At 69.7% G+C, this 20,837-nt stretch carries 21 protein-coding genes and 1 tRNA gene; 1 reads left to right on the top strand and 21 read right to left on the bottom strand.

Annotated elements, in window-relative coordinates; translation table 11 throughout:
* Nucleotides 1-54: 54 nt before the first annotated feature.
* From AZE13_RS19790 to AZE13_RS36380, 20 genes are all read right to left on the bottom strand, one after another.
* Nucleotides 55-127: transfer RNA gene (locus tag AZE13_RS19790), tRNA-Arg, on the bottom strand.
* A gap of 275 nt (nt 128-402) precedes the next feature.
* Nucleotides 403-1,734 (bottom strand): benzoate/H(+) symporter BenE family transporter, encoded by a 1,332-nt coding sequence (locus AZE13_RS19785; RefSeq protein WP_079124165.1) that lies wholly within the window; start codon nt 1,732-1,734, stop codon nt 403-405.
* A 38-nt stretch (nt 1,735-1,772) separates the two neighbouring features.
* Nucleotides 1,773-2,795 carry a hypothetical protein gene (locus tag AZE13_RS19780; RefSeq protein WP_066933325.1) on the bottom strand — a complete coding sequence of 341 codons (1,023 nt, stop codon included), beginning with the start codon at nt 2,793-2,795 and terminating at the stop codon, nt 1,773-1,775.
* 1 nt (nt 2,796) lies between these two features.
* On the bottom strand, nt 2,797-4,035 hold the full coding sequence (locus AZE13_RS19775) for an ATP-grasp domain-containing protein (RefSeq protein ID WP_147264686.1): 1,239 nt from the start codon (nt 4,033-4,035) through the stop codon (nt 2,797-2,799).
* A gap of 89 nt (nt 4,036-4,124) precedes the next feature.
* The gene (locus tag AZE13_RS19770) at nt 4,125-5,567 is read right to left on the bottom strand and encodes an FAD/NAD(P)-binding protein (RefSeq protein WP_066933318.1); all 1,443 of its coding nucleotides are present in this window, start codon (nt 5,565-5,567) and stop codon (nt 4,125-4,127) included.
* A complete protein-coding gene (locus tag AZE13_RS19765) occupies nt 5,564-7,105 on the bottom strand; it encodes a cation:proton antiporter (RefSeq protein ID WP_066933315.1) in 1,542 nt (513 codons plus the stop codon). Before AZE13_RS19765 ends, AZE13_RS19770 begins: the two co-directional genes overlap by 4 nt.
* Nucleotide 7,106: 1 nt before the next feature.
* Nucleotides 7,107-8,258: an acyl-CoA dehydrogenase family protein gene (locus AZE13_RS19760; protein ID WP_066933312.1), complete on the bottom strand. Its 1,152-nt coding sequence runs from the start codon at nt 8,256-8,258 to the stop codon at nt 7,107-7,109.
* Nucleotides 8,255-8,728: a YbaK/EbsC family protein gene (locus tag AZE13_RS19755; protein WP_066933309.1), complete on the bottom strand. Its 474-nt coding sequence runs from the start codon at nt 8,726-8,728 to the stop codon at nt 8,255-8,257. The genes AZE13_RS19760 and AZE13_RS19755 overlap by 4 nt, the downstream gene beginning before the upstream one ends.
* A gap of 40 nt (nt 8,729-8,768) precedes the next feature.
* Nucleotides 8,769-10,322 (bottom strand): amino acid adenylation domain-containing protein, encoded by a 1,554-nt coding sequence (locus tag AZE13_RS19750; RefSeq protein ID WP_066933306.1) that lies wholly within the window; start codon nt 10,320-10,322, stop codon nt 8,769-8,771.
* Nucleotides 10,316-11,080, bottom strand: a complete 765-nt coding sequence (locus tag AZE13_RS19745; RefSeq protein WP_066933303.1) for a thioesterase II family protein — start codon at nt 11,078-11,080, stop codon at nt 10,316-10,318. Before AZE13_RS19745 ends, AZE13_RS19750 begins: the two co-directional genes overlap by 7 nt.
* 9 nt (nt 11,081-11,089) lie before the next feature.
* Nucleotides 11,090-11,350: an acyl carrier protein gene (locus AZE13_RS19740; RefSeq protein ID WP_066933456.1), complete on the bottom strand. Its 261-nt coding sequence runs from the start codon at nt 11,348-11,350 to the stop codon at nt 11,090-11,092.
* A gap of 14 nt (nt 11,351-11,364) precedes the next feature.
* Complete coding sequence (locus AZE13_RS19735; RefSeq protein WP_066933300.1) at nt 11,365-12,318, bottom strand: chlorinating enzyme; 954 nt, start codon at nt 12,316-12,318, stop codon at nt 11,365-11,367.
* Nucleotides 12,319-12,634: 316 nt separating this feature from the next.
* Nucleotides 12,635-13,714, bottom strand: a complete 1,080-nt coding sequence (locus AZE13_RS19730) for a pyridoxal phosphate-dependent aminotransferase (RefSeq protein WP_181690386.1) — start codon at nt 13,712-13,714, stop codon at nt 12,635-12,637.
* Between the two features lie 119 nt (nt 13,715-13,833).
* Entirely contained in the window at nt 13,834-15,399 is a 1,566-nt protein-coding gene (locus AZE13_RS19725) for an amino acid permease (protein WP_066933297.1), read from the bottom strand.
* A 34-nt stretch (nt 15,400-15,433) separates the two neighbouring features.
* Entirely contained in the window at nt 15,434-15,760 is a 327-nt protein-coding gene (locus AZE13_RS19720) for a branched-chain amino acid transporter permease (RefSeq protein ID WP_066933294.1), read from the bottom strand.
* Nucleotides 15,757-16,500, bottom strand: a complete 744-nt coding sequence (locus tag AZE13_RS19715) for an AzlC family ABC transporter permease (RefSeq protein WP_079124162.1) — start codon at nt 16,498-16,500, stop codon at nt 15,757-15,759. The genes AZE13_RS19720 and AZE13_RS19715 overlap by 4 nt, the downstream gene beginning before the upstream one ends.
* A complete protein-coding gene (locus AZE13_RS19710; RefSeq protein WP_066933291.1) occupies nt 16,493-17,122 on the bottom strand; it encodes a 2OG-Fe dioxygenase family protein in 630 nt (209 codons plus the stop codon). The genes AZE13_RS19715 and AZE13_RS19710 overlap by 8 nt, the downstream gene beginning before the upstream one ends.
* Before the next feature lie 878 nt (nt 17,123-18,000).
* Nucleotides 18,001-19,215, bottom strand: coding sequence for a PLP-dependent aminotransferase family protein (locus AZE13_RS19705; protein ID WP_079124161.1), 1,215 nt, complete (start codon nt 19,213-19,215; stop codon nt 18,001-18,003).
* 79 nt (nt 19,216-19,294) lie between these two features.
* Nucleotides 19,295-19,552 (bottom strand): hypothetical protein, encoded by a 258-nt coding sequence (locus AZE13_RS19700; protein WP_066933286.1) that lies wholly within the window; start codon nt 19,550-19,552, stop codon nt 19,295-19,297.
* The gene (locus AZE13_RS36380) at nt 19,549-19,761 is read right to left on the bottom strand and encodes a hypothetical protein (RefSeq protein ID WP_147264685.1); all 213 of its coding nucleotides are present in this window, start codon (nt 19,759-19,761) and stop codon (nt 19,549-19,551) included. The genes AZE13_RS19700 and AZE13_RS36380 overlap by 4 nt, the downstream gene beginning before the upstream one ends.
* 142 nt (nt 19,762-19,903) lie before the next feature.
* Between AZE13_RS36380 and AZE13_RS19695 the strand changes: the two genes are divergently transcribed.
* Nucleotides 19,904-20,563 carry a TetR family transcriptional regulator gene (locus AZE13_RS19695; RefSeq protein ID WP_066933283.1) on the top strand — a complete coding sequence of 220 codons (660 nt, stop codon included), beginning with the start codon at nt 19,904-19,906 and terminating at the stop codon, nt 20,561-20,563.
* On the opposite strand, the gene AZE13_RS19690 is transcribed toward AZE13_RS19695, so the two are convergent.
* Nucleotides 20,560-20,811, bottom strand: coding sequence for a hypothetical protein (locus AZE13_RS19690; RefSeq protein ID WP_066933280.1), 252 nt, complete (start codon nt 20,809-20,811; stop codon nt 20,560-20,562). The two genes, AZE13_RS19695 and AZE13_RS19690, sit on opposite strands and share 4 nt — an antisense overlap.
* Nucleotides 20,812-20,837 lie beyond the last annotated feature (26 nt).

Genomic DNA, 20,837 nt, shown 5'->3' with positions numbered 1-20,837 from the left:
CCGAAGCCCCGCCGCCCACTCGGGCGGCAGGGCCTCTGACCTGCTGCTTCTCTGTGCCCCCGGCAGGATTCGAACCTGCGACACCCGCTTTAGGAGAGCGGTGCTCTATCCCCTGAGCTACGGAGGCGGGGTTGTCGGAAAACGTGTCCAGAACCCGGTGAATGGTGCGGCCGGGGTTCAGGCAGAGTGCCGACAGGGCTGCGGCGGCTTCGCCCGGGAGGGCTGGGCCACCGCGGACAGTGTAGCGGGTGGCTCTTGATCGGCATCTGGATTGGGTCGCGGAGGGCGCAGGGGCTGGTGGAGAGGGCGGTGGAGGGGGCGGTCGAGGGGGCGGTCGAGGGGGCGAGGGGGGAGGGGCGTTCGCGATCTTTTGGAGGGGGTGTTCCGTGATCTCCGCAGGGGTTATCCCTTGGCGCGGGGGGCCGGGACGAGGACGGCTTCGTCTTCGGCTTCGCCTTTGCCCTTGTTTTCGTCTTGGCTTGGTTGGTTCGGGGTGTTTGTGGTCTTTGTTTGGGGGAGGGGCTTGGGGGTCTTGGGGGGAGTGTGGGGGAGGGCGGGGGCCGGGCCGCGGCGCCAGTTGAGGACCGTTGCGGCCAGGATGCCGGCGAGGAGGCCCCAGAAGGTGGAGCCGATGCCGAAGAGCGTCATTCCCGAGGCGGTGGCCAGGAAGGTGATGACGGAGGCCTCGCGGGTGCGCTCGTCCGACAGTGCCGAGCTGAGCGAGCTGCCGATGGTGCCGAGGAGGCCGAGGCCGGCGATGCCCATGATGAGCGCGGTGGGCAGCGTGCCCAGCAGCCAGCCCACGACGCCGCCGAAGAGGCCGACGCCCAGGTAGAACACGCCTGCCCAGACGCCGGCCACATAGCGCTTACGGGGGTCGCGGTGGGCCTCCTCGCCGGTGCAGATCGCGGCGGTGATGGCGGCCAGGTTCAGCCCGAAGCAGCCGAACGGGGCGAGCAGGGCGTTGACCACGCCGGTCCAGGTGAGGAGGGGGGAAATGGGGGTCCGGTAGCCGGCGTTGCGCAGGACCGCCACACCGGGGAGGTTCTGCGAGGCCATGGTGACGACGTACAGGGGCAGGCCCACGCCGATGATGACCTGCCAGGAGAACTCGGGGCGTACGAAGACGGGTTCGGCGAGGGCCAGGTGCAGCCCGTTGGTGGAGAAGGAGCCCTGGGCCGCGGTGACGGCCACGCCGACGGCCAGGGCGGCGATGACGGCGTAGCGGGGGAGCCACCGTTTGCCGAGGAGGTAGACCGCGAACATGGGGAGCACCACGACGAGGCTCTCCTGCATCTTGGTGAACAGCCCGGTGCCGAACTGGACGAGCACCCCGGCCAGCAGCGCCGAGGCCAGGGAGACCGGGATCCGGTCCATGATGCGTTCGAACCAGCGGGTGACGCCGCTGAGGACGACCAGGACCGCGGAGAAGAGGAAGGCGCCGACGGCCTGCCCCATGGACACCCCGCTGAGTCCGGTCGCCAGCAGGGCGGCGCCGGGGGTGGACCAGGCCGTGATGACCGGTGCCTTGTAGCGCAGCGAGAGGCCCAGGCAGGTGACGCCCATGCCGATGCCCAGGGCCAGCATCCACGAGGTGAGCTGCTGGTGGGTGGCGCCCGCGGCCTGTGCCGCGGCGGCGACGATGGCCACGGAGCTGGTGACGCCGATGAGGACGGCGAGGAATCCGGCGGTGACGGCGGTGGCGGGGGCGGCCGAGCGTATGCGCTGCGTCATGCGTCGAGTCAGGCGTGGAGTCATGGGCTGAGTCACGGTCAGGAGGTGTCCTTGTTTTCCACGGAGGCCAGAGAGAGTTCGGGGGGCCGGTGTTCCCCCATAGCCTGAAAGGCATGGGAGGTACCCCCATCGCCCTCACCGCTCCGCCGGGGTGTCGCGGACACGGCGGCGAGGACGACCAGCAGCCCGGTGAGCGCCAGACTGGCGATGTTGACGCTGCCGCCCCAGAGGGTCTCGGAGAGGTAGGTCAGGCCGGGCAGTGTCGTCAAGATTGTCATGGCCGCCATGGGGTGCGCACGTTGCAGGCCAATTTGCAGGACGAAGAGGGGGATGGTGATGGCGACGACGCCGAGCAGCGGGATCAGGGCCGGCGGGATGCCGCTGTCGTGCGGTGAGTGGCCCTGGAGCAGGAACAGGGCACCGGCTCCGAGGTAGGTGAGGTGGAAGCGGTGCGCGGTGACGGTGACCGGATCGGCGCCCAGCCCGCCCAGCGCCTTGGAGACCAGCGCCAGGCCGGACGCCCCCACTCCGGCGACGATCACCAGGCCGAGGCCGGCCAGGGCGGACCAGTCGAGGTCCGCCCCGTCGGTCAGGCTCCAGGCCAGGGCCCCGCCGGCGGCGGCGAGGGCCGCCGCCGTTCCCCAGACGCGAGGGCGGGGCCGCTCCCCGAGCCGGAGGGTGAGCGTGAGCAGGGCCAGCGCGAGCGGGCCCACGGCGGTTTCGAGGCCGCTGGCCAGCGTCGCCGGGATCCAGGCGAGCGAGACGTAGAAGCTGACGAAGGTCGTGGCGGTGACCAGGTTCATCAGCAGCATCAGCCGGATCATGCGCTGCCGGTCCGCCGGGGCGGCCGGCGGGACCTCGGTCAGGGCCCGTGCCGGAGCCGGTGCGGGCCCTCGGCGCCGTGCCCGGCGGAGCAGGTGCACGGCGGTGAACAGCAGGGCGGACAGGAAGAATCCCGTACACGACAGCAGGAGGCTGCCGCTCGGGGTGAGCCGCCCGGACAGGTAGCCGAAACAGCCCGCCTGCATCAGCACCGATACCGAGATCAGGATGGCCGGCATGTTATGCCCCGCCCTCCGCGACCCGGAAGAAGTCGCCGCCGTCCTCGATCTCGTGCAGCGACTCCAGCACGCTCTCCAGCAGCGCCGCGTCCTCGTGGACGAGGAAGGCGATCCCGCACGCCCCGGTCGTCAGATAGCGGTCGCGGAGCACCTCGCCGACCTCGGGGAGCCGGGCGATGCTGTGGAAGCCGGGCATCCGCCGGAGCACCCTGAGGCCGTCGACAGCCTCCAGGACGCCCTCGCGGTGCGGCCGCAGGAAGACCTTGGCCACGGTGCGGGCGGGCCCGTAGGGCAGGGCGAAGCGCCGCTCGAAGTCACCGGGGCGCAGGAAGCGTTCGACGGTGAGGTGCTGGTGGCTGTAGCCGAACGCGGCGTGATACGGGTCCGGGGCCAGGCACGGGCCCATCACCCGCGAGTTGACCTCCACCAGGCGGGGCCCGTCCGCGGTGAGCATCACCTCGGTGTGCGCGGCGCCTTCGCGGACGCCCAGGGCGTCCAGGCAGGCCAGCACGTACTCCACCAACTCGCCCTCCCGGCCCGCGCTTTCGGGGCGGGAGATGATGTGGCGGAGCATGGGCGCGTTGTCGACGTAGTCGATGCGCTCGGCGTACAGCTCGGTCAGCAGATGGCGCCCCTTCAGGCTGACCGTGTTGACGATGTACTGGGTGCCCTGGAGGAACTGCTGGACGATGACCTCGTGGTTGATCTCGCCCATGAGGTTGAGCGAGCCGGTGATGGCGGCGTACGCGGCCTCGGCGGTCTCGCGGTCGGGGCAGACCGTGCACCCGTCGCTGCCCGCGCTGTTGACCGGCTTGATGATCAGCGGGTACGCGTCACCCCAGCCGTCCAGGGCCTTCGACAGCTCTTCGGCGGAGGTCACGGTCTCGGTGCGGGCGTGCGGCAGACCGGCCGCGCGCAGCGCCTCGACCATCCGGTACTTGTCGCGGCGCGCCGTGCTCAGCGCGAGGTCGTTGTGCTCGGTGCCGAGCAGCCCGGCCAGCTTGTCGGCGGGGGCGACCCCGATCTCGCTCGCGGCGATGACGGTGTCCACGCCCAGCCGGGCCAGCTCCCGCGCGGTCCGTTCGGCGTCGTCCAGGAGCAGCCGGGTGGCGGCGACGGTGTCCGCCTCGTAGGCGTCGCGCAGGTCCTCCGTATAGACGTGCACACACGGTGCGCCCTCCTCGCGGAAGGCGATGGCGAGCTCGGCGCCGGTGGACACGGGATTGACGAGTGCTATCACGGAACGGGCCTTTCGGGATTGCTGAGGGCTGTTCTGGTGTCTGGGACTGTTCTGGTGTCTGGGGCTGTTCTGGCGCTTGTCGTGCCCGCCTAGGAGGCCGTGGCCTCCGCGTCGAGGATCCGGCCGACGTCGCGCGCGTGCTGCGCCGCGGCCCGGAGGTAGTTGACGACGGGCACCCGCGTGCCCGCGGCCGAGCCCACGGCCCACATCCGCTCCTGGGCGTGGTCCGGGCCGCGGTGGACCCTGAGGCCGGGCGTGACCTGCGCCGCGCGGGCACCGGGGGCCGCCGGTTCGCCGATGTGCAGCCGCCCGTCCGGGGCGACGGACAGCGCGGGCACCTGGAATCCGGTCGCGCACACCACCCAGTCGATGTGCTCGGTCCGGCCGTCGGGCCAGGTGACCGTCCAGCCGTCGGGGTGCGGGTCGATGCGCTCGGGACAGCCGTCGGCGACGGTGAGCAGCCCCGCGTCCAGGTGGGACAGGAGCCGGCGGGCGTTGTCGAGGGGGATGGACGAGATGTAGCGGGACATGGCGGCGCGGTGCGTGGCGAGTACCTGCCGGCGGACCGGCTCCGGCTGGTCCGGAAGTGCGTGGTTGAGGCCGTCGATGACCTCCGCGATGGTGTCCTGCCAGGGGACCTGGCCGGCTTCGGCCAGCTGTGTCTCGTGCCGCAGCCGCTCGTGGGCGTCGGTGTGGTCGCTGAGCCGCGGCCGCAGCGGCTCGCCGCCGCTCAGCGTCCGTATGAGCCGGATCAGCGGCCGTGCCATGGCGGCCGCTTCGGCACCGTCGGCACCGTCGGCGAGCTGCCGCTCCCACTCCCGGCCCAGCCCGGCCGCCGTGTCGCGGCACAGCCGGGTGCGTACGGCGGGGAGCCGGCCCGAGGGCGAGGCCATCACGGTGCGCCGCCCCGCCCGGCACAGCGTGAGCGCCGCGTCGATCGCGGAGAGCTTGGTTCCCAGGACGAGTACCTTCGCGTCCGCGGGGACGGCGCGCAGGCGGCGTACCGGGTACGGGCTGGTCAGCAGGCGCGGGGCGGTGGCGGTGGCGCGCAGGGAGGCGGGCAGGCGCGGTACGGCGCCGCCCAGGGCGAAGACCACGTCGGTGGCGTCCACGGCGGTGCCGTCCTCCAGGCCGATGCGGTAGTCGCCGGGGTGGCCACTGACCGACCGGGCCCGTCCGCGGACGTGGCCGACCTTGACGCCGTCGCGCTCGGCCGCGGCCCGGTGGCGCAGGTAGCTCTCGCGTGCGTACTGGGTGACGAGGTAGCGGGGCACGAAGTCCTCGCGGTGGACGGGCCAGCCGCGTGCCGCGAGGTACGACAGCAGCTCCGACGTGCCGTCGGGCCGCAGGGAGGTGACGTCGACCGAGGTGTTGCACAGCAGCATCGGGCCGCCGGAGCCGAAGGCCGGGGCGCAGCCGATGTCGTTGGGGGCGATGAAACAGACGGAGGCGATGTCGCGTACCCGGGTGAGGTGGAGAAACGTACTCACCGCGGCAGGGCCGCCGCCGATGACGGCCACCTTCCTGCTCACCGCGTACCTCCTGCAGTCGAAGCGGTCATGTTCGTGTTCCTGGGCGGGTCCGGGGCCTTGGACGGGTCCGGATTCTCGGGTATGTCCATTACGGGGACGGGGACGGGGACGGGGAGCCGGTGCGACGGCGGACAGCCGAGCAGACGGAGCAGGGGGCTGGTCATCACCGTGGTGACCAGGGCCACCAGGGTCAGTACGCCCCGCATGCCGTCGTCGACGAGGCCGGCCTGGAATCCGATCTGGATCACCACCAGTTCCGTCAGGCCCCGGGCGTTCAGCAGCATCCCCAGGATCAGCGCGGGGCGCCGGTCCATGCCCGTCAGCCAGGCGCACAGCCCCGGGCCGGCGATCTTGCCGACGGTGGCGACCAGCAGCAGGCCGGCGCAGACCGCCGCCGTGGTGGCGTCCCAGTGCAGCGCGGTCAGGTCGGTGGCCAGCCCGAAACCGAAGAAGAAGAACGGCAGCAGCACGGTCTTCGCGATGCCGGTCACGCGGTCGGCGAGCGCGGCGCCCTGACCGCGGACCGGCCAGGCGAGTCCGAAGAGCAGGGCCCCGATCAGCTGGTGGATGCCGAGGGCCGCGGTGAGCGTCGAGGCGGCGGCGACTCCGGCGACCAGCAGGACGGTGACGCCGACGGCGCCCCGCCCGTCCTCCGTGTCCGGCAGCCGCCGGGCGAGCCAGCGGCGCAGCGGCCACAGGAAGAACACCGCGGCCAGCGCGGCACCCAGGCCGTTCACCACCAGGCCGTGCACCCCGCCCCCCTGGGCGCAGGTGACGATGGCCGCGACCACCAGCCAGCTCCCGCCGTCGCCGATCGCGGCCACGACCAGGGCGAGTCGGCCCGGCTCGGAACGCGTCAGGCCCAGGTCGGCGAGGATCCGGGCGAGTACGGGGAAGGCGGTGATGCTCATCGCGCAGCCCACGAAGAGGACGAAGGCCGTCTCGTTCCCCGCGGTGCCGGTGAAGGCACCGGCCATCGGCAGGGCCGCCGCGGCGCCCAGCCCGAAGGGGACGAGCAGGGACGCCAGGCTCACCAGGGCGGTGCGGCCCATGGTGCCCCGCAGCCGCATCCCGGCCAGCTCCTGTCCGACACCGAACATGAAGAGCGCCAGCCCGAGTTGCGACAGGCCCTCCATCAGACGCACCGACGGGCCGGGGAACAGCCACCCGGTGGCGTCGGGGGCCAGGCTGCCGAGCAGCGAGGGGCCCAGGGCGAGACCGGCACAGATCTCCCCGATCACCCGGGGCTGGCCCAGGCGCTGGGCGCACGCCCCGCCCGCCAGCGCCGCGGCGAGGACGACGGCGGCGGCCAGGAAGAAGTGCCCGGTGGCGTCCAGCCGGTGCACCGTCCCGGAACCGGGGGCGTCCGCCGGACCGCCGCCCCACGCCCATACGGCGGCGCCGCAGATCACCAGGGCCGGCAGGATCACCGTCACCCCGGCGGCGGTCCACACGCGCCGGCGGGACACCGGACGGGTGGAGTCCGCGGCAGCGGCCGGCCGCTCGGCGGTCGGTTCGGCGGTCGGTTCGGGTGTCATATCAGTGGGCTTCGAAGATCATGTCGCGCAGCAGCTCACTCGCGCCCGCGGCGATGGTGCCCGCCATCGCGTCGCGGTAGAGGCGTGCGGCGGCCGCGTCGTCCAGGTACCCCCTGGCGCCGTGGTACTGGACGCAGGCCTGGGCCGCCGTGACGGCGAGCTCCGTCGCCCTGAGCTTCAGCACCGAGGCGGTACGCGTGTCGAGCCGGCCACGGCTGTGCAGCCACGCGGCGTGGTACGCGTAGGTCCGGATCAGTTCGAAGTCGCTGTTCAGCTCGGCGACTTTGTGCCGGACCGCCTGGTGAGCGGCGAGCGGTACGTCCTTGATCTGGTGCTCGCGCACGAAGCGGTTCAGCAGTTCCAGGCAGTATCCGACGCCGCCGACGGCGAGCAGGCCGGCCACCAGCCGCTCGAAGTCGAGCCCCTTCATCAGGTGCATCAGGGCGAAGTCGCGGCGGCCGACGAGCCGGTCGGCCGGCACCAGGACGTCGTCGAAGTCGACGCGGCAGACATCGGCGCTGCGCCAGCCCGTCATCGGCTGCGGGGTGTGCGTGACACCCGGTGCGTCGGCGTCGACGGCCAGCAGGCTGACCCCGCTCAGGCCACGGTCGCCGGTGGTCTCGCGGGTCTTGACCAGGGTGATGTAGAAGCCGGCCCGGGAGCCGTTGGCCACGTAGTACTTCTGGCCGCTGACGCGGTAGCCGTCCTCACCGAGCACCTCGGCCCGGGTGCTCAGGTGACGCAGGTCGGTGCCGGCGCCGTCCTCGCTGATGGCGAGCGCGGCGATCCGCTCGCCCCGGGCGACCGCCGGCAGCAGCGTGTCCCGCTGCTCGTCGGTGCCGAACATCCGCAGGTAGGACGTCGCCATGTAGGCGTGTACGCCGACGGCGGCCCGCACGCCCGCGTACCCGGTGCGCCCCAGCTCCTCCAGGAGGACCGCGCTGTCCAGGAATGCGGGCCCGTCGTGGGCGAGTCCGAGGAGTCCCTGCGCACCGAGGGCGCGCCAGGCGTCGGCGTCGATGTACCCCTGCCGCTCCCAGGAGTCGGCGTGCGGGAGTACCGCTTCGGCCAGCTGCCGCTGTACGCGGGTCCGGACGTCGTCGTGTTCGCCGGTGAGATGGGGCAGGGGCGTGCGGCCCGTCGTCGTGCTCATTTGACCGCGACCACCTGGTGCTCGGGGAGGATGCCGGTGATCTTGCCGGGGATCTTGAAGACCGCGTGCGGGGTGCCGGCCGCCGCCCACGTCTCGTCGAAGTCCAGCAGGTCCTGGTCGACGAGGAGGGTCAGCTTCTCCTTGTGCCCCAGGGGCGGGACGCCGCCGATGGAGTACCCCGTGACCCGCTTGACGAAGTCGGCGTCGGCCTTGCCGACCGTGCTGCCGAGCTGCTGGGCGACGACCTTCTCGTCCACGCGGTTGGTGCCGCTGGCGAGGACCATCACGGGGGCGCCGGTCGCGGTGTCCTGGAACACCAGCGACTTGACGATCTGCCCCTTCTCGCAGCCCAACGCACGCGCCGCGTCGTCGGCGGTGCGGGTGGAGTCCGGCAGCTCGACGACGGTCAGGTCGAGGCCGCGTTCCCGCAGCGTCTCCTGGAACTGCCGGGCACGCTTACTGATGGTCATGGCACGACTCCTTTCGTGTGCGCGGTGCAGAGGGTGCGGTTCAGAGGGTGGCGAGCAGGGCCTGGCGGTTCACCTTGCCGGTGCCCGAGAGCGGAAGGCTCTCGCGCAGGTGGATGCCGGAAGGGACCATGTAGGCGGGCAGGCTGCGGCTCAGGTGCTGCCGGATCGCCTCCGGTGTGCAGTGCTCGGTGGCCGGCACCACGAAGGCCAGCAGCTCCTTGCCGCCGGCCGGGTGCGGGGCGGCGGTGACATGGCTCTGCTTGACGTCCGGGTGCAGGCCGATGTGGTGGGCGACCTCGCCCAGTTCGATACGGAAGCCGTTGATCTTGACCTGGTCGTCCAGCCGGCCCTGGAAGACGAGGTTCCCGTCCGCCGAGAGGTGGGCGCGGTCGCCGGTCCGGTAGAGCCGCTCCCGGACGCCGTCGATCTCGTACTCGACGAACTGGGCGGCCGTGACCTCCGGCATCCCCAGGTAGCCCGGGGAGAGCCCGGGGCCGGCCAGCAGGACCTCGCCGGTCTCGCCGGGGCCGCAGAGCCGGCCGTCGTGCACGACGTAGGCCCGGGTGTTCTGGATCGGCCGGCCGATGGGCAGGCTCGACTCCTCCGGCCCGACGGCGCGCACCGGGTAGTAGGTGGCGAACGTGGTGCACTCGGTCGGACCGTAGACGCTCACCAGCCGGTCCGGACCGTAGACGGCGAGGGCCTTGTCGATGTGCGAGAGCGAGTGGGCCTCGCCGCCGGTGAGGATGGTCCGCACGTTCTCCAGAGTCTCCGGAGCCTCGTCGATGAGGGTGTTGAACAGCGCCGTGGTCAGGAAGACGGTGCTGACCCCATGGGTGTCCACCACCCGCTTGAACTCCGAGAACCGGACGAACGCGGAGGGGTAGAGCACGCACGTACCGCCGGTCAGCAGTGCGCCCCAGATCTCGAACGTCGCCGCGTCGAACGAGACCGGCGCGAGCTGGAGCAGCGTCGCGGCCTCGCCCAGCCGGGTGTACCGGGCTCCGAACACCAGGCGGGCGATGCCGCGGTGGCGGATCGGTACGCCCTTGGGGCGGCCCGTGGAGCCCGAGGTGAAGTTGATGTACGCGAGGGCGTCGGGCGACACGCGGACATCGGGGTCGGCGGGGGCGCCGGTCAGCGCGTCCCGCGCCACCGCCGTCACCCGGCAGTGCGGCAGGCGCTCGGCGAGGGCGCCGTCCGGGCCGGTCAGTACCCGCTCGCAGCCGGCGCTCTCCAGCAGGCCGAGCACCCGCTCGTCGGGCCAGGAAGCGTCGAACGGCAGGTAGGCGGCACCGCACTTGACCACCGCGAGCAGGGCGACGATCAGCTCCACGGACCGGCCCAGGCAGACCCCGACCGTCTCTCCCGGGCGCAGGCCGTCCTGGCGGAGCCGTTCGGCCAGGCAGTTCGCCAGGCGGTTCAGCTCGGCGTAACTGACGTGCGTGTCACGGTGGATGAGGGCGGTGGCCTCGGGGCGTCGTGCGGCGCAGCTCTCGAAGAGCTCCTTGACGCTCTGGTCGTCGGGGAACGGGGCGGCGGTGCGGTTGAGTTCCCGGTGCGCCGCGAGCGCCGCTTCGTCGTACGTCAGCATGGTCCGGCGGCCCCCTGCAAGCGTGCGTTGATGACATCCAGCACCTGCGGGCGGTGCGTTTCTAGGAAGAAATGTCCCCCGGGCATTTCCAACAGTTCACTCTCCTGCCGGGAGAACTGCTTCCAGCCGATCATGCTGGCGTAGTCGTCGATCGGGTCGGTACGCCCGTACATGGCGGTGACGGGGATATCCAGCGGGGTTTTGTGGCGGTCGTGCCAGAGCTCCGCGAGCCGGATCTCGGCGTGGATGCTCGGCAGGAAGAACCGCATCATGACCTTGTTGTCCAGGATTTCCGCGGGAGTTCCGCCCATCTCGCGCAGGGCGTCGATGAACCCGCTCTCGGACATCTCATGCATAAAGGGCCGGCGTTGCGGGTGATCCGGGCTCCGGGAGCTGGACAGGAAGAGCCGGCGGGTCATACCGGGGAATTTCTCGGCGGTCAGCTGGGCCAGTTCGTACGAGAGGCGGGCCCCGAAACTGTGGCCGAAGAAGGCGTGCGGACCGGCGAGGTGGTCCGCCAGTGCGTCCAGTGTGTCCTGGCGCAGGACGTCCCAGTCCTGGTAGGGGGCTTCCTTGATGCGGTTTCCCCGGCCGGGCAGCCTGACGGCGAGAAGCTGTACATCGTCACTAAAGCCATCCGACCAGGCCCTGAAGAGATCGGGGCTGCCTCCAGCATAGGGAAAACAGATCAGACTGACACTCGGCCGCTCGACGGCCTGCTTGATGGTGATGACCCACTTGTCGTCGTCAGGCTGCATCGCGTGGCCCTAGCCCTCGGCCGGGGCGCCGGCCGACGTGCTGTTGGCGATGATGGACTTGGCGATATCGCCGATGCGGCTCCGGGCGAACAGGTCGTCCGGCGGCAGCGCGTCCTCGCCGTACTTCTCCTCGGCCTGGGAAATGATCCGCATCGCGGACAGGGAGTTGCCGCCGGCCTCGAAGAAGTCCGCGTCCGTGCTGTCGGCGCGCAGGCCGATCTCCTGGCACACGGCGAGTACCCAGCGCTCGACGTCTTCCTGCGTCTCCATCGTGCTCACTGCATTCAGCCCTTCTGGCGGACCGGGAAACGGAAACCGTTCACGGTGCTGTCGACGAAGCGGTTGTGGCGGTACTCGTTCTTGCCGGAGGTCAGCACGTTGCCGAACTTGTCCAGGCTCGCCTTGCCGCCGAACTCCTCCAGGCCCTCGGAGTACGGGTAGACCTGGACCTGGGTGGGCAGGTAGCGGCCGGCGAAGCCGAGGCGCATCTGGTCGGTGAGGCCGCTGTGCGGGTGCGAGGCGTGCATCAGCGTCGACCAGAAGACGATGAACTGGCCCTGCCGCATGACCTGCGAGACCGCCTTGGACTCGTCGGGCTCCCAGTTGGGGTCCTTCTGCAGCTGGCGGTAGTCGTAGCCGAAGAAGCCGCGCTTGACGCCGCCCTTCTCCACGCTGTTGATGGCGTTCTCGTCGTACTCCATGACCTTGGACTCGTCGTAGTTCATGGAGGTGTGGGTGCCGGGGATGAACTGCAGACAGCCGTTCTCGACACTCGCCTCGGTGAACGCGGTCCACACGGTGATGGTGCCGCCGAACTCGGCGTCCTCGGGCCACAGGATCTGCGGGTACTTCGAGCCGGCGACGTTGGAGAAGTTGTCGGCCTGGTGCCAGTCGGTGCCCTCGTCGCCCGGGTACTTCGGGAAGAACTCGGAACGCCAGCACATGGTGTCCGGGCCCAGGATGCTGGAAACCCGGTCCACGATCTCCGGGCGGGTGATGTGCTCCGCCAGGAAGTCGACGTCCAGGTGCCGGTCGTAGTTGGCCAGGTTGGTGTTGCCGGACACCGCCTTGTCCTGGCTGTAGATGGCCTTCTTGGTGTTCAGCAGCTTGGGACGGAGAGCCTGGAGGTTGGCCTCCATCTCGTCCTTCTCGTACAGATCGAACGGGCCGATGAAGCCGTCCTGGTGGAACTGCTTGAGCTCTACTTCACTGAGGGAGAAATCGGTACGCTGTGTCATTGCTCATCTCTCATAATCTGCGGCCGCCGACGGGCTGCAGGGAATTCATTGATGGCGGTAACCGCGATACTGCGACTGGCGGCGAGAAGTGTTTTTCCCGTTTCCGCGACGTCAGTTCACCAGGCGAAGATGATCTCCGTCAATAGCTTTGGCGACCGAACGACAAATTCATGACGGCTAGTTGGCGTGAGCTGGGACGCGCGTAAAAGCGCCGCAAAAAAGCGGTGACTTCGGTGTGACGCACGAAAGCCGCACGGCAGCGGTGCGCCGGCCGGCCGGCCCCGCGCACCGCCCCGCACCGCCCTGCACCTCACTGTCAATGCGCGGCCGGCAGGCCGGTGAGCAGCCTGCCCAGGCGGTTGAGTCCTTCGTCGAGGACGTCGGCCGGCCGGGCATAGCTGATCCTCAGGCCCGCCTCGGAGCCGAAGACCTCGGCGGGCATGACCAGGACCCGCTCCTCGTCGAGCAGCCGCTCCGCGACCTCCTGAGAGGCGGCCGACGTGCGGAGGTTGAACCAGGCGAAGGGCGTACCGGCCGGGTGCACCAGCCGTACATGCGAGGCGTGTTCCTCCGCGAACCGGGTCAGCCGGCCGATGCCGCCGTCGACGAACTCGCGGTACCGCCGCACATGCCGGTCCCGGTCGTTCAGCACATCCGCCGCGACGCGTTCCCAGACCCACGAGTTCGAAACCGTGGTGTACCGCTTGTAGTTGACCATCGCGGCGATGACATCCGGCGTTCCGACGGCCCATCCGATACGCAGCGCCGGAAGCCCGTACACCTTCGAAAGCCCCGAAACCGACAGCGCCTTGGGGTAGCGGTGGACGATGGACTCGGCGAAGTCCAGGAGGTACTCCTCGTCGTTGACCACGGTCAGGTCGTGCGCGCGGGCGACATCGAGGAGGACCTTCCAGTCCTGTTCGGTGAAGCGGTACCCGGAGGGGTTGCCGGGGCTGTTCAGCACCAGCAGCTTCGTCCGCGGAGTGATCAGCCGGGCCAGGGCCTCGGCGTCGAAAGGCTCGCCCGGCGTCAGCGGGAGGACCGACACCTCGCACCCGATGTGCGCGGGTACCTCCCACGACTGCTGCCACCCGGGGCTGGTGGTCACCACGTGGTCACCGGCGGACAGCAGGCTGCGGTAGAGCAGGTAGAGGGCTTCCTGCGCGCCATGAGTGATCACGATGTCGTCGTCGGACCACGGCCGCTGGTACAGGCGGGCCACGGCCTCCCGGAGCTCCGGCTGACCCTGGTCGATGCTGTAGTCCAGCTCCCATTCGGGGTCGAGCGCGAGGTCGCGCAGGCGCTGGAACTGCACACCGCTCTCGGCGAGGTCGATGTCGTAGCGGCCGCGGGCCTCGGCGAACAGCCACTGCTGGATGGTGTAGGTGGCGATCAAGACGTAGCTCCTGTCGGGCGGTTGAGGAGAGAAGGCGGCAGAACGGGGGGGGGGAGGGGGCAGCGCCGCCGGTGGGAGGTCCGGCCCCGGGGACCGGACCTCCCACCGGCGCATCCGGGTCAGCCGCGCACCGGCGTGTCCGTGGCCTCGGCCGGGGCCGTGGTGCCGTCGGCCGGGACTTCGGCGGCCTCGGCCGCGCGCTGCCGCTTGCCGAGGACCGAGTGGCGCATGCCGTAGGCGAAATAGATCACCACACCGATGACCATCCAGGCCAGGAAGCGCAGCCAGGTCAGCACGCTCAGGTTGAACATCAGCCACAGGCAGGCCAGCGAGGCGAGGATGGGGATCAGCGGCACCAGCGGGGTACGGAAGCCGCGGGGCAGGTTCGGCCGGGTCCGGCGCAGCACGATGACCCCGATGGACACCAGGACGAACGCCGACAGGGTGCCGATGTTCACCATCTCCTCCAGCTTGTCGGCGGGGAAGAGGCCGGCGACCGCGGCCACCACGACGCCCACCAGGACGGTGGCCCGTACGGGCGTGCCCCTGGAGCCGGTCACCGCGAGCTGCCGCGGGAGCAGCCCGTCGCGCGACATCGCGAAGAGCACCCGGGTCTGGCCCAGAAGCGTCACGATGCTGACCGTCGTCAGGCCGACGAGCGCGCCGATCGAGATGACCGTGGCCGCCCAGTCGACGCCGAGGTCGGCGAACGCGGTGGCCATGGTGGCCTTGGTGCCGTCGGGCTTGGACTTCAGCGCCGTGTACGGACGCATGCCCGTGACCACGAGGGACACCGCGATGTACAGCACGGTGACGATCGCGAGCGCGCCCAGGATTCCCCGGGGCATGTCCCGCTTGGGGTTGCGGGTCTCCTCGGCGGCGGTGGCGACCATGTCGAAGCCGATGAACGCGAAGCACAGCAGGGAACCGGCGGCCAGGACACCGAAGATCCCGTAGGTGCTCGTCTCGCCGCCGCCGAACAGCAGGGAGAAGAGCGACTGGTTGTGCCCGCTGTTACCGGCGTCGGGGGCGGCGGCCGGCGGGATGAAGGGGGAGTAGTTGGCCGGGTCGATGTAGGAGATGCCGACCACGATGACCAGCAGCACCACCGCGATCTTGATGGCGGTGATGACCTGGTTGACCCGGGAGGAGAGCTTCGTGCCGAGCGCCAGCATGGTGGTCAGCACGGCGACGAGCAGGACCGCCGGCCAGTCGACTGCCACGCCGCCGATGCTGACGGTCGTGGACAGGTGCGATCCGGTGACGAGTTCGACGGACTGCGCCAGATACGTCGACCAGCCCTTGGAGACCACCGCGGCCGCCAGCGCGAACTCCAGGATGAGGTCCCAGCCCAGGATCCAGGCGATGGATTCCCCGAAGGCGACATAGGAGAACGTGTAAGCGCTGCCCGCGACCGGAACGGTCGAAGCGAACTCCGCGTAGCACAGGGCCGCCAGCCCGCAGGCCGCGGCGGCGAGCAGATAGGACACCGACACCGCGGGGCCGGCCATGTTGCCGGCGGTACTGGCGGCGAGCGTGAACACGCCGGTCCCGATGACGACGGCGACCCCGAAGACCGTCAGGTCCCAGGCGGTGAGGACTTTGCGTAGCTTGGTCCGCGGCTCGTCAGTATCGGCAATCGACTGCTCGACTGATTTGGTGCGGAAGATGTTGTTGCGCGCCATTGAATTCCATCGGGTGTGGGCGGACTTGCGGAGCTCAGCCGAGAGTCCGGTTGAGGACGAGGAAGATGCCGGTGCCGACGACGATGGCCAGCAGGGGATTCCTCCGCCAGTGATAGACCGCCGAGGTCGCGGCGATACCCGCGATACTCGGCAGCCCGTAAGGGGAGTGGGAGAAGTCCGTGGAGCTTACGGTGTAGAAGACGAGGATGAGCATGACGCCGCCGGGCATGGCCACACCGAAGTAGCGCATGATGTCGCTGTCGGCAACCCGCCGCAGAGCGACGAACAGCAGGCCGCGCAGCGCGAATGTCACACCCGTGATCACCAGAATGGCGCACAGAATGTAGAGGCTGCCCGTCATGCGCTCAACTCCTTCGGAACCCTCTTCCGTTGGAGCAGATACCAGCCGAGCAGCATCGCGACATAGACGGTGAGTGCCACTGCCAGGAAGCTCTTCTCGCCGACGGTGAGAGCGACAAACCCCGCTGCCAGTCCCATCATGGTGGGAGCGGAATCCTTGCGCTTGTAGAAGCAGTCCTGCGCCAGCACCACGAACAGCGCCGTCAGGACGAATGACAGCCCGTCGATGGACGCCGGCAGCCCGAAGGAGAGCAGCGCGCCGATAAGACTGCCACCCACCCAGTAGAGATGACTGAGGAGTTGGATGAACATCAGGCGGTTCGCGGTCATCTCCTCCCGGGGGATCGTGGCCAGCAGCGAATATGTCTCGTCGGTGAGCGCGAAAGCACCGTAGACGCGGCGGCGCCAGCCCTTCAGCAACTGCATGGGAAAGGAGAGGGCGTAGAAGACGTGCCGGAAATTCACCGCCAGCGTCATCACCGCGATCTGCACCAGCGGAGTCCCCGCCGTGATCATTCCCACGGCGAGGAACTCCATCGACCCGGCGAAGATCAGCGCCGCCGACAAGGGCGCCCAGTACCAGTCGAGCCCGCTGTTGACGAGGAGAATTCCGAACGCGGCGCCGAGCGGGGTGTAGCCCATCGCCACCGGGACGGTGTCACGCAGCGCCTGCCCGAAGTCGCCGCGCGGTGCCGATGCGCTCTCGGCCGGCTGGGCGGGCCGGGCGGCGACCTCAGTCATTGACCTTGACGGTCACCACGATCACATCGCGGCGTGCCTGACCCGGCAGCTTCGGAGTGAACGGGGAGACGTAGTGCTTGACCGCCTTGTCGTCCAGGATCAGGGTCTCGCCGGCGTTCATGGCACGGTCGAAGACGATGATCTCCTCGCTCGTGGCATCGGCGATCATGGAGGTTCCGCCGTTGACGTTGTGCTGGGCGATCGCGGTGACCGCCACATAGTCGAAGCCGTCGTGGTGGAAACCCTCGGGCGCCGGATATCCGGTGTGCGCGTCGTCGGCGATGACTCGCATCTGGTGGACACCGATGGTCAGCTCCTCGCCGCCGAACATCGTGCGCGTGGCCGGATCGGCCATCAGCTGCGCGACGAACTCCCGGGCCTCACGCCCCAGCGGTGCGAACCTGCGCTGCATACCCCCGGCGTAGCCATTGATGTCCGAGCTCTGGAAGAAGTCACCTTCCTCGACCCATAGGACCTCTTCACCCTTGACGCGTCCTTCACCGAAGGACCGGTAGCGGAAAACGAAGTCGCCCTTGAGGTACGGGTCCGCGCTCAGTCGGCCAAAGCTGTCCAGCAGCGGCTTGGAGATCTTGTCGATGCTGTTGGTGACCGTGTAATACATCAGGTTCCTCCGTGCGCCATCTTGCGTGACAAGGAAGGCGGTTGAAGATGAAGTCGTAAATTTGCTGCGGAAGGAAGTGTCCGGCGGAGCGCCGACATCGCCGATCCGTCCTGGGGAAGGCCCACGCAAGGAAGACGACGCGACCACGGGTGAGGAGGGGCGAATTGCCGCACTCGGCGATAAAACGCCCCCCGGATGACGAGCCCAGCCGGCCCTTGGCGGGGGTGTGAAGACCACTGCCGGCTCCGTCGGGGAGCCGATACACGCAAACCACGACACCGTTGTTCGTGAGGTTTGCGTCGACCTGTCGATGTCAGGCGAACAGTCGCACGGGCCGTGCCCCTCGGCCCTCGCAGCAACTGGGAGGTGACACTAGCCCCTGAGGGAAAGATCGACAAGTGCCCATCGCGAAGAGTGCGAGGTCAAGGGCGTGCGGCAGGTGGACATCAGGGTTCCTTGCCGCATCGAGACACGGATCACACGAGAAGACTCTTGATCTTGACTTTTCCATTCCGTTTGACTTCCGGGCGGTGGACCCGACTGGCCGGGCGTGTGCCCGGGTGGTCAGCGCATCGTTCATTTGGGGGAACATGATGAGCAGCAACGCAGGCTTATCCAACGACCGTTACCCGATCAGACGTGAATTCCCGTCTGCCGTCCGACGTTTGGGGTGTCAACCGCAAGCCGTCGTCGGGGCCGATCCCCCGCGCGGCGTCCCCGCGGCAGTTCTCTCAACACCCTCGCAGCCCCTGCCGGTTCCCGTCTTCCTGGATGTGCTGCCCTCACGTCCAACCCCCGTTTCTTTCGGCGCCTGACTCCGTCCGCCGACGCCCCATATCGCTTTCCTGACGCCCAACGCCATTTCCTTGACGGGGATTTCACCTTCCCGTAACTGGAGCGGTGGGCGCCTCGGTACACGCTCTCGCGAGCCGGTGCAGTCCCTCGCCGATCTCGTCGGGCGCGTGCGTGATGAACGACAGCCTGAGCGTGCTCGGGTCCGGCACCCCCGCGTAGAAAGGAGCGCCCGGGACATAGGCGACGTCGTGCTCGACCGCGGCCCGGAGCAGCTCGGTGGCGTCGTGACCTTCCGGCAGCCGGGCCCAGACGAACATCCCGCCGTCCGGACGATTCCAGCTGCTGCCGGCCGGTAAGGCGTCCGGCAGGCCGTCCAGCAGAGCGTCCCGGCGCTCCCGGTAGGCGGCCCGCAGGCGCGCCAGATGGGCGTCGAGGTCCGCGTCACGGAAGTACCGGGCCGCCGCGGCCTGGTCGATGGTGGAGGTGTGCAGGTCGGCCGACTGCTTGGCGATCACGCAGGTGCGCAGCAGCTCGACGGGCGCCCGGAGGAACCCGAGGCGCAGACCAGGGGCCATGATCTTGGAAAAGGAGCCGAGCAGGACGGTGCGGTCGGCCGCGGCCGGCAGTGCGGAGATCCACGGCTCGTGTGTGCCCTCATAGCGCAGATCGCCGTACGGGTCGTCCTCGGCGATCCAGAAGCCGTGCCGCTCGGCGATCTCGGCCACGGCCCGGCGGCGCTCGACCGAAAGGGTCCGGCCGGTCGGGTTCTGGAACGTCGGTACGAGGTAGAGCAGTTTGGGACGTTCCCGTACCACGATCTCTTCGAGGGCGGCGGGGGACAGTCCGCCGTCATCGGTCGGCACGGGCACCACGCGGGCGCCCGCGAAGGCGAAGCACTGGAGAGCGGCCAAGTAGCCGGGATCCTCTACCAGTACGGTGTCGCCGGGGTCCAGCAGCGTCGAGACGACGAGGGTGAGCGCCTGCTGGGAGCCAGTGGTCACGAGCAGGTCGTCGGGGCCGGTCGGCAGGCCGCGCGCGCCGAGCCGGGCCGCCACCGCCTCGCGTAACTCGGGGTCTCCCTCGGTGGTCGTGTACTGGAGTGCGCGCCCGTGCGCTTCGGCTAACACGCGCTCGTACGCGGCTGCTATCCCGGACGCGTCGAACAGCTCGGGAGCGGGCAGTCCGCCGGCGAACGAGACCACCTCGGGGCGTGCGGTAAGTGCCAGTATCTCGCGGACTGCTGACGGTCCGATAGATCTGGTACGGGCCGCGGTCGGTGGGAGCGCTGCACGGGTCATGATCGAATGATGAGAAGGATTCGCATCGTTGTCCAGGGGGTGATCACTATGTGGGCACGCCGCGTGGGTGCCCCCGGAGTCAGCCCGGGATGTGCCAGCTGACGGTGCCGTCCGCGGTGACCAGGAAGACGAGCAGGAGCAGGTCGGCGACGCCCAGGGCGAGGCCGAGCAGCGCGCGGCCGCGGCGGGTGGTCCCCCGGGCCAGGGCCAGGCCGCCGAGGATCAGGGCGCAGGGGCCGAGGACGAGGTTGAGGACCAGGGTGCCGACCAGGCCGAGGACGAAGGAGGCCACGGCCATACCGTCGGCGTGCGGCCGGGCTTTGCCGAGCGCGGTCATCGGGAGGTCACCTCGGCCTGGTGGTGGCGTGCGCGGAGTTCGCGGAGGGAGAAGACGAGCAGCCAGCCGGAGATGGCGGCCGCCGCGACAAGGGTGACGGAGAGGGGAAGGTGTGCCGCGGCGCCCAGCGCGATCCCCATGAGGGCGAGGGCTGCGACGAGGAAGAGCATGATCTGCCTTTCCCGTTCGGGGGCCGGAAGTAGGCTCACAACGTCGAGAGCCGCTGTGCAGAGACGTAGAGGTGCAGAGGGAGCGCTCGAGAGACTGAGAGGACAGTTGTTCACTCAGTGATGCCGGCATAGGGCGAGCCACGGCTGGAAGCATTCAGAGAACGGTTGTTTACTGGATGATATGAGTCACACCCTCGGGGTCCGGCAGGCCCAGAAGCAGAAGACCCGTCAGGCGCTGCTCGACGCAGCACTCGGCCTGCTGGCGGATCAGAGCCTGAGCAGCCTGGGGCTGCGGGAGGTGACGCGGGTGGTGGGCATCGCCCCGACCGCGTTCTACCGGCACTTCCGGGATATGGGCGAGTTGGGCGTCGCGCTCGTCGAGGAGGCGCTGGGGAGTCTGCATGCGATGGTGCGGGCGATCCTCGCCGAGCAGGAGCTGGCCGAGGAGCGGATCGACCGCGCCATCGCGGTCGTTGAGCGGCATGTACGGCAACACCCCCTGCACATCCGCTTCATGGCGCGCGAGCGGCACGGCGGCGTACGTGCCGTCCGGCAGGCCATCGCCGGAGAGTTGGACCGGTTCGCGGAGGAGGTGGCGGAGGCGCTCACGGCACAGCCGGAGTCGGAGGGCTGGCGCCCCGACGAGGTGCGGATGCTGGCCGAGCTGTACGTGGACCGGCTGGTGACCACGGCGACGGCGCTGCTCGACGCAGTGGAGGACGCGGAGGGCGGAGAGGGCGGGGGCGACGGGGAGCCGGGCGCGGCCGAGCGGGTGGTGCGGACCGCACGCCGGCAGCTGCGACTGATCACCATCGGGCAACGGCACTGGCTGGACGGCTAGCCGGGGGACTCGGGGATCTCGGGCGTCTCGGCGGTCTCGGGGGCGTCGTTGTGGGAGCCCCACCGCCGATGTTCGGCGATCTTCATGCCGGCGATGACGGCCCGCCCGAACTGACCTTGGTCGCGCTCCTGTTGGCGCTCCTCGGCCAGCACCGCACACCGCTCACAGCCTTCTACCGGCTCCGGGTCGAGATCTTGCGGGCTGTACGGCCAGGGCAGCTCCACGGGCTTCTCCTGATAGCCGCTCATCAGCGGATCACCGCCTCAGGCATCGA

The organism is Streptomyces sp. NBRC 110611, from assembly GCF_001590865.1.
Lineage (GTDB): Bacteria > Actinomycetota > Actinomycetes > Streptomycetales > Streptomycetaceae > Streptomyces.
The sequence above is the reverse complement of the archived record's forward strand: the minus strand, read 5'-3'. Positions and strand labels throughout refer to the sequence as shown.